12 protein-coding genes are annotated in these 12,804 nt (G+C 63.9%); 7 read left to right on the top strand and 5 right to left on the bottom strand.

The window, feature by feature from the left end; all coding sequences use genetic code 11:
- The first annotated feature begins 68 nt into the window (after positions 1-68).
- From RBB39_RS04765 to RBB39_RS04750, 4 genes are all read left to right on the top strand, one after another.
- Entirely contained in the window at positions 69-899 is an 831-nt protein-coding gene (locus tag RBB39_RS04765) for a sulfurtransferase (protein ID WP_045993089.1), read from the top strand.
- Between the two features lie 241 nt (positions 900-1,140).
- The gene (gene asd, locus RBB39_RS04760; RefSeq protein WP_124802602.1) at positions 1,141-2,040 is read left to right on the top strand and encodes an archaetidylserine decarboxylase; all 900 of its coding nucleotides are present in this window, start codon (positions 1,141-1,143) and stop codon (positions 2,038-2,040) included.
- A 249-nt stretch (positions 2,041-2,289) separates the two neighbouring features.
- Positions 2,290-2,601, top strand: a complete 312-nt coding sequence (locus RBB39_RS04755) for a DUF1778 domain-containing protein (RefSeq protein WP_045994503.1) — start codon at positions 2,290-2,292, stop codon at positions 2,599-2,601.
- Positions 2,601-3,140: a GNAT family N-acetyltransferase gene (locus RBB39_RS04750; RefSeq protein ID WP_045994504.1), complete on the top strand. Its 540-nt coding sequence runs from the start codon at positions 2,601-2,603 to the stop codon at positions 3,138-3,140. The genes RBB39_RS04755 and RBB39_RS04750 overlap by 1 nt, the downstream gene beginning before the upstream one ends.
- Positions 3,141-3,242: 102 nt before the next feature.
- On the opposite strand, the gene epmA is transcribed toward RBB39_RS04750, so the two are convergent.
- Both epmA and efp read right to left on the bottom strand, forming a co-directional pair.
- Positions 3,243-4,214: an EF-P lysine aminoacylase EpmA gene (gene epmA / locus RBB39_RS04745; RefSeq protein WP_045994505.1), complete on the bottom strand. Its 972-nt coding sequence runs from the start codon at positions 4,212-4,214 to the stop codon at positions 3,243-3,245.
- A 98-nt stretch (positions 4,215-4,312) separates the two neighbouring features.
- A complete protein-coding gene (gene efp, locus RBB39_RS04740; protein ID WP_045994506.1) occupies positions 4,313-4,879 on the bottom strand; it encodes an elongation factor P in 567 nt (188 codons plus the stop codon).
- A 105-nt stretch (positions 4,880-4,984) separates the two neighbouring features.
- Here efp and epmB point away from each other — a divergent pair, with 105 nt between their 5' ends.
- Positions 4,985-6,022, top strand: a complete 1,038-nt coding sequence (epmB, locus tag RBB39_RS04735) for an EF-P beta-lysylation protein EpmB (RefSeq protein ID WP_071211150.1) — start codon at positions 4,985-4,987, stop codon at positions 6,020-6,022.
- 117 nt (positions 6,023-6,139) lie between these two features.
- Positions 6,140-6,592, top strand: coding sequence for an antitoxin Xre/MbcA/ParS toxin-binding domain-containing protein (locus tag RBB39_RS04730; RefSeq protein ID WP_045994507.1), 453 nt, complete (start codon positions 6,140-6,142; stop codon positions 6,590-6,592).
- 315 nt (positions 6,593-6,907) lie between these two features.
- Here the strand turns inward: RBB39_RS04730 and leuA are convergent, their stop codons facing one another.
- Complete coding sequence (gene leuA / locus RBB39_RS04725; RefSeq protein ID WP_045994508.1) at positions 6,908-8,614, bottom strand: 2-isopropylmalate synthase; 1,707 nt, start codon at positions 8,612-8,614, stop codon at positions 6,908-6,910.
- A 607-nt stretch (positions 8,615-9,221) separates the two neighbouring features.
- Between leuA and RBB39_RS04720 the strand changes: the two genes are divergently transcribed.
- Entirely contained in the window at positions 9,222-10,553 is a 1,332-nt protein-coding gene (locus RBB39_RS04720; protein ID WP_045994509.1) for a glycerophosphodiester phosphodiesterase family protein, read from the top strand.
- A gap of 212 nt (positions 10,554-10,765) precedes the next feature.
- On the opposite strand, the gene arcC is transcribed toward RBB39_RS04720, so the two are convergent.
- Positions 10,766-11,713: a carbamate kinase gene (gene arcC / locus RBB39_RS04715; RefSeq protein ID WP_045994510.1), complete on the bottom strand. Its 948-nt coding sequence runs from the start codon at positions 11,711-11,713 to the stop codon at positions 10,766-10,768.
- A gap of 77 nt (positions 11,714-11,790) precedes the next feature.
- Positions 11,791-12,801 (bottom strand): ornithine carbamoyltransferase, encoded by a 1,011-nt coding sequence (locus tag RBB39_RS04710; RefSeq protein WP_045994511.1) that lies wholly within the window; start codon positions 12,799-12,801, stop codon positions 11,791-11,793.
- Positions 12,802-12,804 lie beyond the last annotated feature (3 nt).

Below are 12,804 nucleotides of genomic sequence, written 5' to 3'. Positions count from 1 at the left end.
CGCGAAGTGCCAGGCGCCAGACACAGCGCCCGCCCCTTTCATCCGTGTGGATCCGCCAGGAGAGAACCATGAGCTCAGAAGACAATCTGTTGCCCTTGATCGCCGAGCCCGAGGAACTCGCCGGCGTGCTGGATCACGAGGACATCCTAGTGATCGACGTGCCGCTGAAGGCGGAAAGCTACGCCGAGGGCCATGTGCCCGGCGCGATCTTTCTCGACCATCGTCGTCTGCTGAAAGGTTCCGGCGACGTCCCCAACGACGTCCCCGATGAAGAGGCCCTGTCACAACTGTTCTCGTCGCTGGGTCTGACCCGGGACACCCACGTGGTCGCCTACGATGATGAGGGCGGCGGCTGGGCCGGGCGCCTGCTGTGGACCCTGGAGCTGATTGGCCACAAGCGCTATTCCTACCTGAATGGCGGCATTCACGCCTGGCGTGACGAGGGTCTGCCCCAGTCCACCGAAGACCATGCGCCGAAGCCCTCGGACTACCAGGCCGAGGTCCTCAATCCCGAGGTCGCGATCGACCGACTCGAGCTTGAAGAGCGCCTGGGCAGCGACAACTTCGCCATCTGGGATGCCCGCTCCGTCGACGAGTTCGATGGCAACAAGGGCCAGAACCGGCACCTCGGCCACCTGCCCGGAGCGGTCAACATGGAGTGGACCGACGCCATGGACCGTGAACGCTCACTTCGCCTGCGCGACTACGCCGAGCTGATCACCGAACTGGGCGCCATGGGTATCACCCCGGATATGGAAGTGGTCACTCACTGCCAGACCCATCATCGCAGCGGCTTCACCTGGCTGGTAGGCAAGGCACTGGGGTTCGAACGCATGCGTGCCTACCCGGGCTCGTGGAAGGAGTGGGGCAATCGCGACGATACCCCCATCGAACACTGACGCCCTTGTTCCTCTGCCCATCTAGGGCTTATCTGAAAAGTGTCTGCGCTCGGTAATGCGGCGTTAAAAATCGGATCAAAATGCTCATTTACACCACGTAAACTGCGCTTTCTCACCGATTTTTGCCTTGTCTAACCTTCGCTCGTCGACTTTTCGGACTGAGCCTAGGGCACTTGATTGCACCAGCGGCGCGGCCGTGAGGCCGCGTGCGCGTCATTGACCATCCGGAGATCGTCCCTTCGTGACCCTCGCCAAGCTGTTTTCCCTGATCCAGTACCCCATCCCCCACCACCTGCTGTCGCGCCTGGTCGGCCTGCTTGCCGACTGCCGTATCGGCTGGCTCAAGAACCTGTTGATCCGCGCCTTCATCAAGCGCTTCAAGGTCGACATGAGCCAGGCGGTGGAACCGGACCCCAGGGTCTACCCGAGTTTCAACGCCTTCTTCACCCGGGCGCTGGCGGCCGGCGCCCGCCCGCTGGAAGACGGCCTGTTGTGTCCCGCCGACGGCACCCTGTCCCAATGGGGCGCCATCGACCATGGCCGGCTGGTCCAGGCCAAGGGCCATCGCTTCAGCATGACCGAACTGCTCGGCGGCGACCCCAGGGCGGCCACCCGCTACCAGAGCGGCAGCTTTGCCACCGTCTACCTGTCGCCCAAGGACTACCACCGGGTGCATATGCCGCTTGCCGGCACCTTGACCGAGATGGTCTACGTGCCCGGGCGCCTGTTCTCGGTCAACGACGCCACCACCCGCCACGTCCCGGGCCTGTTCGCCCGCAACGAGCGGCTGGTGTGTCACTTCGAGACCGAACACGGCCCCATGGTGCTGGTGCTGGTGGGCGCGATGATCGTCGCCGCCATTGAAACGGTGTGGGCCGGCCAGGTGACACCGCAGTCCGGTCGGGTCGAGCGTGTCCGCTTCGATCGCCCGATTCACCTCGCCAAGGGCGCAGAGATGGGCCGCTTCAAGCTCGGCTCCACCGTGGTCATGGCCTTCGCCGAAAAGGTCGACTTCGATGCCTTGAGCGGCAAGGCCGGCAGCCCCGTCGCGGTGAGCATGGGCCAACGCCTGGGCGGCGAGCCGGGAACCAGCGCAACAGCGGCGACGGCAGACGGCGAAGAGGCCGCCAGCGCGGACTGAAGCGCCAAGGCGTGTCGGCAACGCCGGTGGCAAGACAACGCCTTAGGCATGACAACACTATTCAAAAGGGGCGGCGGTGGCCGCCCCTTTCGCGTCTGTCCCAAGCCCCCACAGAGCCTTCCGCTTCATCGACGGAACGACTGAACGAACACAGCAAGACACCGAGGGGAAAGAAAGCAAATTCTGGAGATGTACGCCGGCAGGGCGTACAGTGTGATTTGAAGATCACATGCACTGGAGGTCAACACCTTGGCCAGCCAATCTTCCGACGCCAGTACAGAAGCACGTCAGCGCAACACTGAACGTTTTGGCTTCCGTACAACACCGCGTATCAAGCAAGCCATCGAGCAGGCGGCCGCGCTGAGTGGCCAGGACATGTCCACGTTCGCGTTGTCCGCAGCGTATGAGCGGGCAATGGAGACCATCCGGGCGCATGAAGTGACACGGCTCATGCCTGAAGATCATGAGGTCTTCCTTGAGGCCATCGAGAACCCTCCGGCTCCGACCGAGAAGCTACGTGACGCCTTCACCCACCATCGGCAGACGGTGGCGAAGCGCTGATGTCGGCCACCGTCGTCATCGAAGCGCTCGACAAGTCTCGACACCATCGAGCGGCTTTTTCGTCTGGGGTGGATCAAGTCGACAACTTTCTGCAGCGCACCGCCAGCAGGCTGATGGATGGTGGCACGATTCGCGTCTTCGTGATGACAGACCCTGCTCGGGATCCCTCGAAGATCCTGGGTTTCTATTCGCTCAACGCCCATAGCGTGGACTGTAGCGACCTGCCCAACCGCTACAAGCGCATGGCGAATGCGGATGGCAGTATCTCTGCCGCTTTCATCGGCATGATCGGCGTCGATCAACAGTTCCAGGGGCAGGGAATCGGTAGACGCCTGCTGGTCGATGCATTGAATCGAGCCTTTGCAGCATCACTGAGAATAGGCACGGCCGTTGTGCTGCTCGATATTCTGGACTGCGGAGACTCGCAGGCGGTGGAAAGAAGGCTGCGTCTATACACAGGCTTTGGTTTTCAGTCTCTGCCATCGAATCCGTTACGCATGTTCATGCCGATGGCCACCGTCGCGAAGCTCCAGGGCTGAACCGCCACAGACCTTCTACTTCCCTGTCCCGCGACCCCTTCTAGCTGACGATCAAAAGATCTGGGCACTTGGAATGACTACCCCACGAGGTGCCCAGCCCCCTCAACAGCGCGGTGTGGGAAAGGCGATCACCTCTTCAAGACGCGACTTGCCCAGCGCCAGCTGGATCAGCCGGTCGAGTCCCAGGGCGACCCCGCTGCCCTCGGGCATACCGGCGTCCAGAGCCGCCAGCAGGCGCTCGTCGACGTCGACCTCGGCAAGGCCTGCCTCACGCCTGGCGCGATTGTCGTCGGCGAAGCGTGCGCGCTGCTCGCCCACATCGGTCAGCTCGTCGTAGCCGTTGGCAAGCTCGAGCCCGCTTAGATAGACCTCGAAGCGCGAGGCCACCCAGGCGCCGTCGCGGGGGTCCTGGTGACGCCTGGCCAGCGCCGCCTGGCTGGCCGGGTAGTCCAGCACCACGTCGATGCCGTCGCGGCCTAGCTCGGGCTCGATGACGAGGCTCATCAGCAGGTCGAGACACTCATCGCGCGGCGCCTCGGCCATGTCGAGGCCGCCGCGTTCACCGGCAAGACGTCGAAGTGATGCGATTTCCACCTCAAAAGGATCGATACCCAGCACCTCGCCAAACAGCTCGCGATAGCGACGCTTTCGCGTCGGGCCGGGATTAAACGGCAGCACCTCGCGGATCAGCGCCTGGGTTTCCTCGATCAGCGCGTCGAGACTCCACCCCGGGCGATACCACTCCAGCATGCTGAACTCGATATTGTGGCGGCGTCCCACCTCGCCGTCGCGAAAGCTGCGGGCGATCTGGAAGATCGGCCCACTGCCGGCCGCCAGCAGGCGCTTCATGTGAAATTCCGGCGACGTCTGCAACCACAGGGTCTCGCTGCCCGCCGGAGTGACGGCTTGGCAAGACAGCGACGCCAGGTGCACGTCGGTGCTGCCACCGTGACCGAGACAGGGGGTCTCCACCTCGAGCACGCCGCGCTCGACAAAGAAACCGCGCACCCGCTGCATCAGCACGGCGCGGTGGCGCAGGGTGTCCAGCGAGGCCGTGGGTTGCCAGTCTGTCATCGTTCGTTCCTTACCACTTGCCCAAACGACAAAGGCCACGCGATCGCGTGGCCTTTGTCTGTATCTCGATCTGCCGATCCGGGGATATCGCCCTCGCCTCAGGCGCGGGAGACGTAATCACCGCTACGGGTGTCGATCTTGAGCACTTCGCCCTGGTTGATGAACAGGGGAACGCGCACCACCGCACCGGAAGACAGGGTCGCCGGCTTGGAGCCGCCCTGGGCGGTGTCGCCCTTGAGGCCCGGATCGGTCTCGACCACTTCCAGCTCGATGAAGTTGGGCGGGGAGACCGAGATGGCGTTGTCGTTCCACAGGGTCACGGTGTACACCACCTGCTCCTTGAGCCACTTGTCGCTGTCGCCCAGGGCCTTCTTCTCGACGGCGTACTGCTCGAAGGAACCGTCGGTCTTCATGAAGTACCACATGTCACCGTCGGTGTAGAGGTACTCCATGTCCAGATCCATGACGTCGGCGCCTTCCAGCGACTCGCCGGACTTGAAGGTACGCTCCCACACGCGGCCGGTCATCAGGTTGCGCAGCTTCACGCGGTTGAAGGCCTGGCCCTTGCCGGGCTTGACGAATTCGTTCTCGACGATGGCACAGGGGTCACCGTCGAGCATCACCTTCAGACCGCCCTTGAATTCGTTGGTAGAATAGTTCGCCATGAGATCTCGTTCCTTTCGGTGCCCGGCCCGGCCATCGGCTCAGAGCGGCACTCAACTGACATTTTGCGAGGACAAGCCCCTCGCACGCATCGATGGATGGCCCGCATGATAACCCGAAGCTCGACGCTTTTGCATTGCTCTGCCCCGGATGAGCCGGGACTTCCCGCCCCCGGTGGCTGGCAGCGACAGCTGGCCGGCGCCATTCGTGACCCGCGCGAGCTGTGCCGCCGCCTGGGGCTCGACGCCTCCCTGATCCCCGGCGCCGAGGCCGGCCACTCCCTGTTCGAGGTGCGTGTGCCCGAGGCCTTTGCCGCGCGCATGCGCCACGCAGACCCGGACGACCCCTTGCTGCGCCAGGTGCTGCCCCTGGATGCCGAGCAGACAAGCCCTGAGGGCTACGTCACCGATCCGCTCCAGGAGGCCCAGCACACCGCCCGTCGCGGCCTGATCCACAAGTACGCCGGACGGGTACTGCTGATCACCAGCCCCGCCTGCGCGATCAATTGCCGCTACTGCTTCCGTCGCCACTTCCCCTACCAGGAAAACGCGCCCTCACGCAGCCAGTGGGACGACACCCTGGACTACCTGCGCGAGGACGACACCCTGCGCGAGGCGATCCTGTCCGGTGGCGATCCGCTGGCCGCCAGCGATCGCCAGCTGGCCTGGCTGGTCGAGCGGCTCGACGCCATCCCCCATCTCAAGCGACTACGCCTGCATACCCGGCTGCCGGTGGTGATCCCCGATCGCGTCGACGGCCCCCTGCTCGAGTGGCTCACCGGCACCCGCCTGCAGAAGGTCATGGTGCTGCATATCAACCACGCCAACGAGATCGACGAGGCCGTCGCCGGCGCCTGCGCGCGGCTCAAGCAGGCCGGCGTGACCCTGCTCAACCAGAGCGTGATCCTCAAGGGAGTAAACGACTCGGTAGATGCACTGGAAGCGCTCTCGGAGCGGCTGTTCGAGGCCGGCGTACTGCCCTACTACCTGCACGCCTTCGACCCGGTGTCCGGGGCAGCCCACTTCGACGTGGCCGACGCCCGCGCCAACGCCCTGGTCGACGAGTTGCGCACCCGCCTGCCCGGCTTCCTGATGCCGACCCTGGTCCGCGAGGTCCCCGGCGAAGCCAGCAAGACGCCGTTGTAGCTGTGACGCAATCGTCAAAGTACGCTGGTTATCAGGCCCGTCGTGGGGCGAGGGAAGCTGCAACAGCCTCTCGTCCTCTTTTGTGATATCGACCGATGCCACAAGGAAAGGTGAAGCATGAAGTCTGCCATCAAGGTTTTCCGACCGAAGCAGGCCGACCACAAAAGTGACCTCTGGCACGTCATTGGGCTTCCCCGGCGAGGCCCGCAACTGCACGAAGCGTTGAGAAATGGTGTCGCCTACGAGGTGTACTCCATGCTCGCCTCCTTCACGGGGTTAGGAAAGCAGGACCTGGCACGCTTTGTCGCCATCTCCCCCACCACACTGAGGCGTCGAGCGACGACTGGCCGCTTCACCGTGGACGAGGGCGACCGGCTTTATCGTGTTGCCGACGTCTACCACAGCGCCATTGATCTGTTCGAGGGTGACACGCAGCAGACTAACCAGTGGCTGCTTACCCCTGCCCCTGGTCTTGGAAACACGCCGCCGGTGGATATGGTGGTGACATCGGCTGGTACAGCTGCCGTGCTAAACCTGATTGGACGGCTCGAGCACGGCGTCTGCGTGTGAGTATCGCTCATGACAGACACTCGCCTTGCGAAAGTAGTTAATCCACAACGTCGGTGACGAATCTCGCGGTGCCAAGCGTCGTCGTGCCGAGGGAAACCAACTACCTGATCAACCCGGCGCATGTCAGCTTCAAGGCGATGGTCGATAAAGCCCGAGAGATGCCCTTCGCTCCCGATAAACGTCTTTAGTAACGACTGCTGGTGACCCACTCCGCAGAACGCCCCTCCCTGGACCACACCAAGCATGCTGCAAAAAAACCGCCCCCGGGGTTTCCCCCGGGGGCGGTGCGTTTACGCCATTTGCCGGCGGCGCGAATCAGGCCACGCTGTCGGCGGTGACGTTGGGCGCCACCTCTTCGGTGGACAGGCAGCGGTTGATCGCGCTCATCACACCCTTGATCGAGGCGCTGGTGATGCTCTCGTCGGTACCGACGCCGAACACCGCCTCGCCCTTGACCCGGACCTCGACGTAGGCGATCGCCTCGGCGTCGGCGCCCTGACCGCGGGAGTGCTCGTGGTAGTCGATGATCTCGATGTCGTGGCCTTCGCTGCGCAGCGCCTTGACGAAGGCCGCCAGCGGGCCGTTGCCTTCGCCGCTGATGGTGTGGCGCTCACCGTCCTTGGCGATGCAGGCTTCCAGCGTCACCGTCGGGCTGTCCGGCTCGGACGACAGACGGTGGCTGACCAGGCTGTAGGGCTCGGTCTTGGCCAGGTACTCGTCGACGAAGGTCTGGTAGATCATCGCCGAGGTGATCTCCTTGCCGACCCGATCGGCCACCTCCTGCACCACCAGGCTGAACTCCATGGACAGCCGGCGCGGCAGTTCGATGCCGTGCTCCTGCTCCAGCAGGTAGCTGACGCCGCCCTTGCCGGACTGGCTGTTGACGCGGATCACCGCCTCGTAGCTGCGGCCCACGTCGAGCGGGTCGATGGGCAGGTAAGGCACCGCCCAGACGCTGTCCGGGTCTTCCTTGCGCAGCGCCATGCCCTTCTTGATGGCGTCCTGGTGAGAGCCGGAAAAGGCGGTGAACACCAGATCGCCCACGTAGGGATGACGCGGGTGGACCGGCAGCTGGTTGCAGTGCTCGACCTCACGCATGATCGGGGTGATGTTGGAAAAGTCGAGGCCCGGATGGACGCCCTGGGTGTAGAGGTTCATCGCCAGGGTGACGATGTCGACGTTGCCGGTGCGCTCGCCGTTGCCGAACAGGGTGCCCTCGACCCGGTCGGCGCCGGCCATCACCGTCAGTTCGGCGGCGGCCACACCGGTACCACGGTCATTGTGGGGGTGAACGCTGACGATCAGGTGATCGCGGTGCTCGACGTTGCGGCAGAACCACTCGATCTGGTCGGCGTAGTTGTTGGGGGTGGCGCACTCCACCGTGGCCGGCAGGTTGACGATCATCTTGTTGTCGGCGCTGGCACCGAAGGTCTCGCGCACGGCATTGACGATCTCCACCGCAAAGTCCATCTCGGTGGTGGTGAACAGCTCCGGAGAATACTGGAAGGTCCAGTTGGTCTCGGGGGCCGCCTTCATCAGGTCACGGATCTGGGTGGTGGCATCGACCGCGATCTGGATGCACTGGGACTTGTCGACATTGAATACCACGCGACGGAACACCGGATCGGTGGCGTTGTAGACGTGAACGATGGCGTTCTTGGCACCCTTCAGCGATTCAAAGGTGCGCTCGATCAGGTGCGGACGGGCCTGGGTCAGTACCTGGATGGTGACGTCGTCCGGGACCTTGTCTTCCTCGATCAGGCTGCGCACGAAGTCGAAGTCGGTCTGGGAGGCGGAGGGGAAGCCCACCTCGATCTGCTTGAAGCCAATCTTGACCAGCAGATCGAAGAAGCGCTGCTTGCGCTCCTGGTCCATCGGATCGATCAGCGCCTGGTTACCGTCGCGCAGATCGACGCTGCACCACTGGGGCGGGGTCTCGATGCGCTGGCTGGGCCACTGCCGATCAGGCAGGTCCACGGCCACGAAGGGGCGGTACTTGGTCGAAGGGTCCTTGAGCATCATGGCGTTTTCTCCGGAATAGGGTGTGTCGAGCGAAGAGTTATTGGAAGGCCTGTTGGGCGACCCGGCCAGCGCCTTGTGAGCAAAGGCCAGGTGAAAACGGCGACGCCCCGCTCGCCAGAGGCGAGCGGGGCGTCATAAGTCGTTCCAGGACCGAGACGATAGCGACCACGACAATTCGCGCACCAGCCATCCGTACATCGTCGCAACGACGAGAGCGGACACCACAGGTGGCGTGACGGGACGGGTTCATGGTGGGGCACTGGGTACTGACGGACATCTTGCAACCTCGACTCAACCTGACTGGTGGCGATCCTGCCGGCGACGCAAGCACAAAGGGCGTCGCCACGCGCATTCAAACGCGTAGTAGTAGTCGTAGGTCGAGGTGGCGAGATGTCATGTTCATGCGCTCTAGAAAATCAGTCTTCAGCGACGTTGTCAACTGCGGCGCGCCAGCGCGGGCGCCACGAGCGCTCGCTGTCATGTGAATGTCCTCGAGCCGGACTAGGGTAATAGAGCGATTCCGGCGCCCCGGAACCACCGTAATCTCTGACAACACCACCAGACTCGTGCTGATGGTTCAGCATGGCTGACACAAAGGAGACGCTCCATGGATGCCCATCACCACCGCCGCCCCGCTCCCCTCGCCGCGTTACTGTCATGCGCGATCACTGCCATCGCGCTCTGCGGTGCCAGTGTCGCGCCCGCCATGGCCGAGGACAACGCCTCCAACGCCAGCGCTTCTTCCTCCCTGCCGGTCAGTCTGGGCCCCCGCCCCTACTTCCTGATCGACGACATGGACGAGGACAATGCCCAGTCCGCGGAGCTCAAGGCGACCCTTGAGCAGTGCGCGGCCAACCTTGAGCAGCCCACCCGGAGCGACTTTTCCATCGGCCACCGCGGCGCCCCCCTGATGTTCCCCGAGCACACCCGGGAATCCTACCTGGCCGCCGCGCGCATGGGCGCTGGCGTGCTCGAGTGCGACGTGGCCTTTACCGAAGACAAGGAACTGGTCTGCCGCCACTCCCAGTGCGACCTGCACGGCACCACCAATATCCTCGAGACCGAGCTTGCCGAGCAGTGCAGCGTGCCACCGACCTTCGATGCCGATGGCAAGTTGACCAACGCCGCCGACGTCCAGTGCTGCACCAGCGACATCACCCTGGCCGAGTTCAAGACCCTGGAAGGCCGCATGGACGGCGTCGACACCAGCGCCGACACCCTGGAGGCCTACCTGGCCGGCAACCCGCGCTGGCGCACCGAGCTCTATGCCGATCGCGGTACCCTGATGAGTCACGCCGAAAGCATCGCGCTGTTTCAGGACCTGGGCGTCAAGATGACCCCGGAGCTGAAGACACCGAGCGTCGAGATGCCCTTCGACGGCATGAGCCAGCAGGACTATGCCCAGAAGCTGATCGACGAGTACGTCGAGGCCGGCGTGCCCCCGGAAGACGTCTTTCCCCAGTCGTTTCTGCTCGATGACGTGCGCTACTGGGTCGACAACACCGAGTTCGCCGACCAGGCGGTGTACCTGGACGATCGCTATGACGTGGAAGGCTTCGACGTGACCGACCCCGCAAGCTGGGAGCCGTCGATGCAGGAGCTGGCCGATATGGGGGTGAAGATTCTGGCCCCGCCGATGTGGATGCTGCTGGCCGAGGGGGACAGCGAAGACCGGCCCATCGTGCCATCGGTCTACGCCGAGAAGGCCATGGAGGCAGGACTAGAGCTGATCGCCTGGTCCTTCGAGCGCTCGGCGCCGCTGACCCGTGACGGTGCCTGGTACCACCAGACCATCGACAATGTCGTCGACAACGATGGCGACAAGATGGTGGCACTTGACGTGATGGCCCGCGATATCGGGGTCAAGGCGGTGTTCTCTGACTGGCCGGCGGCGGTCACCTTCTACGCCAACTGCATGGCCGACGAGCTGGCAAAATAAGCGGCAATGACCACCAGCGAACCTAGTCGGAACGCATAAAAACGGCCGGGTGGATAACCACCCGGCCAGAACGCCTTCCGTGGCGTTGGCGCCCCTAACGCCATTCCGAGGGCTCCATCCTAACGATCGTCAACCTGGAGAGCGCTCCCCCATCGGCGGTAGCCAGCCACCTCCAGACGAGGGCAGGCAACCAGGCATGTCCCGCTCCTCCTTCAAGGAGTCGTCGTCTCCTGGGCGAAGCTTATGCCGGTGGCCCTGATACTCACCCGAGTGCCGGCGTGGCCTGCGACGATAGCCTCGATATCGGCCAGCGCCCCGATAACTGCAGTCTTGCCGCTTGAACGAGCAAACTCACAGGCCGCCTGCACCTTGGGCCCCATGGATCCTGCGGCAAAACCCTGGGCTTCCAGGCTATCGGGATCGGCCATCGCCACCCGACGGCTATGCGGGGTCCCCCAGTCCAGATAGACCCCGTCCACATCGGTGGCGATGATCAGAAGATCGCTGGCGAGTTGCTGTGACAACAGCGATGAGCACAGGTCCTTGTCGATGACCGCCTCGATGCCCTCGAGCTTGCCATCCTCCCCGTAGACCGTGGGGATGCCGCCACCGCCGGCACAGATCACCACGGTGCCCTTCTCCAGAAGCCAGCGCAGCGGGCGAATCTCGAAGATCCGTTTGGGTCTAGGGCTCGGCACAACGCGGCGGTAGTGATCGCCGTCTCGCGCCATGGTCCAGCCCTTGAGCTCCGCCAGCCGGCAAGCCTCGTCGCGCGGGTAGATGGGACCGATGGGCTTGCTCGGCTGCTGGAAGGCCGGGTCATCGGCGTCCACCTCGACCTGGGTCAACAGCGACGCAAAGGGCACCTCCGGCGGCAACAGGTTGCCGAGTTCCTGCTCGATCATGTAACCGATCATGCCTTCGGTCTCGGCACCCAACACATCCAGAGGAAAGGCGTTGTCCTCGTCGTAGGCTGCTCCTTGCAGGGCAAGCAGGCCGACCTGGGGCCCGTTGCCATGGGCAATCACCAGCTCGTTGCCTGATGCGATGCGCGCGATCTGCTCGCAGGCGATGCGAATGTTGGCGCGCTGGGCCTCGCCGTTCATGACCTCGCCACGCCGCAACAGGGCGTTGCCACCAAGGGCAATCGTGATACGCATAACAGTGTCCTTCCCGTTCGGGGTTGCTGGCGGCCCAGGGGCCGCCAGGCTATCTTGCCGATCCGTTGGTGCGTGGCTTACACATCGCCAAGGGTCGAGACCATCACCGCCTTGATCGTATGCATGCGGTTCTCTGCCTGTTCGAAGGCGATGCAGGCCGGCGACTCGAACACCTCCTCGGTGACCTCGATGCCGTCCTTCAGCATCGGGTACTGCTCGGCGACCTGGCGCCCCACCTTGGTGTCACAGTTGTGGAAGGCCGGCAGGCAGTGCATGAACTTGACCCTGGGGTTGCCGGCGGCCTCCATCAGCGCCTTGTTGACCTGGTAGGGCAGCAACTGGTCGATGCGCTCGGCCCAGGCCTCCACCGGCTCGCCCATGGACACCCAGACGTCGGTGTGGATGAAGTCGACGCCCCTGACCGCCTCGCGGGGGTCCTCGGTCAGGCAGATGCGCGCGCCGCTGTCCTCGGCGAAGCGCCGGCAGTTGGCCAGATGCTCCTCGTCCGGCCACAGCGAACGTGGCGCGGCGATCCGCACGTCCATGCCCAGCTTGGCGCCGATCAGCAGAAGCGAGTTGCCCATATTGTTGCGGGCATCGCCCAGGTAGGCGAAGGAGATCTGGTGCAACGGCTTCTCGGCGTGCTCGCGCATGGTCAGGACGTCGGCGATCATCTGGGTCGGGTGGTACTCGTCGGTCAGGCCGTTGTAGACCGGCACCCCGGAGAACGCCGCCAGCTCCTCGACCACCTCCTGGCTGAAGCCGCGGTACTCGATGGCGTCGTACATGCGCCCCAGTACCCGGGCGGTATCGCGCATGGACTCCTTGTGCCCGATCTGGGACGAGGTGGGATCGATGTAGGTGACGTTGGCGCCCTGGTCATAGGCGGCCACCTCGAAGGCGCAGCGGGTCCGGGTGGAGGTCTTCTCGAAGATCAGGGCGATGTTCTTGCCCTTGAGTCGCTGGGCCTCGCAGCCGCTGTACTTGGCCCGCTTGAGGTCCCGCGACAGGTCCAGCAGGTAGCGCAGCTCGCGCTCGGAGTGATGCATCAACGACAGCAGGTGACGGTTGTGGATATTGAAGGACATGAG

Source organism: Halomonas sp. MMSF_3323 (assembly GCF_030733595.1).
GTDB classification, from domain to species: Bacteria; Pseudomonadota; Gammaproteobacteria; order Pseudomonadales; family Halomonadaceae; genus Halomonas; species Halomonas litopenaei.
The sequence above is the reverse complement of the archived record's forward strand: the minus strand, read 5'-3'. Positions and strand labels throughout refer to the sequence as shown.

Coding starts and splice junctions, on each gene's coding strand:
- arcC (WP_045994510.1), bottom strand. CDS start 11,713: ATGCGTATCACGATTGCCCTTGGTGGCAACGCCCTGTTGCGGCGTGGC.
- leuA (WP_045994508.1), bottom strand. CDS start 8,614: ATGATGCTCAAGGACCCTTCGACCAAGTACCGCCCCTTCGTGGCCGTG.
- RBB39_RS04720 (WP_045994509.1), top strand. CDS start 9,222: ATGGATGCCCATCACCACCGCCGCCCCGCTCCCCTCGCCGCGTTACTG.
- efp (WP_045994506.1), bottom strand. CDS start 4,879: ATGGCGAACTATTCTACCAACGAATTCAAGGGCGGTCTGAAGGTGATG.
- epmA (WP_045994505.1), bottom strand. CDS start 4,214: ATGACAGACTGGCAACCCACGGCCTCGCTGGACACCCTGCGCCACCGC.
- RBB39_RS04765 (WP_045993089.1), top strand. CDS start 69: ATGAGCTCAGAAGACAATCTGTTGCCCTTGATCGCCGAGCCCGAGGAA.
- RBB39_RS04730 (WP_045994507.1), top strand. CDS start 6,140: ATGAAGTCTGCCATCAAGGTTTTCCGACCGAAGCAGGCCGACCACAAA.
- RBB39_RS04750 (WP_045994504.1), top strand. CDS start 2,601: ATGTCGGCCACCGTCGTCATCGAAGCGCTCGACAAGTCTCGACACCAT.
- epmB (WP_071211150.1), top strand. CDS start 4,985: ATGATAACCCGAAGCTCGACGCTTTTGCATTGCTCTGCCCCGGATGAG.
- RBB39_RS04710 (WP_045994511.1), bottom strand. CDS start 12,801: ATGTCCTTCAATATCCACAACCGTCACCTGCTGTCGTTGATGCATCAC.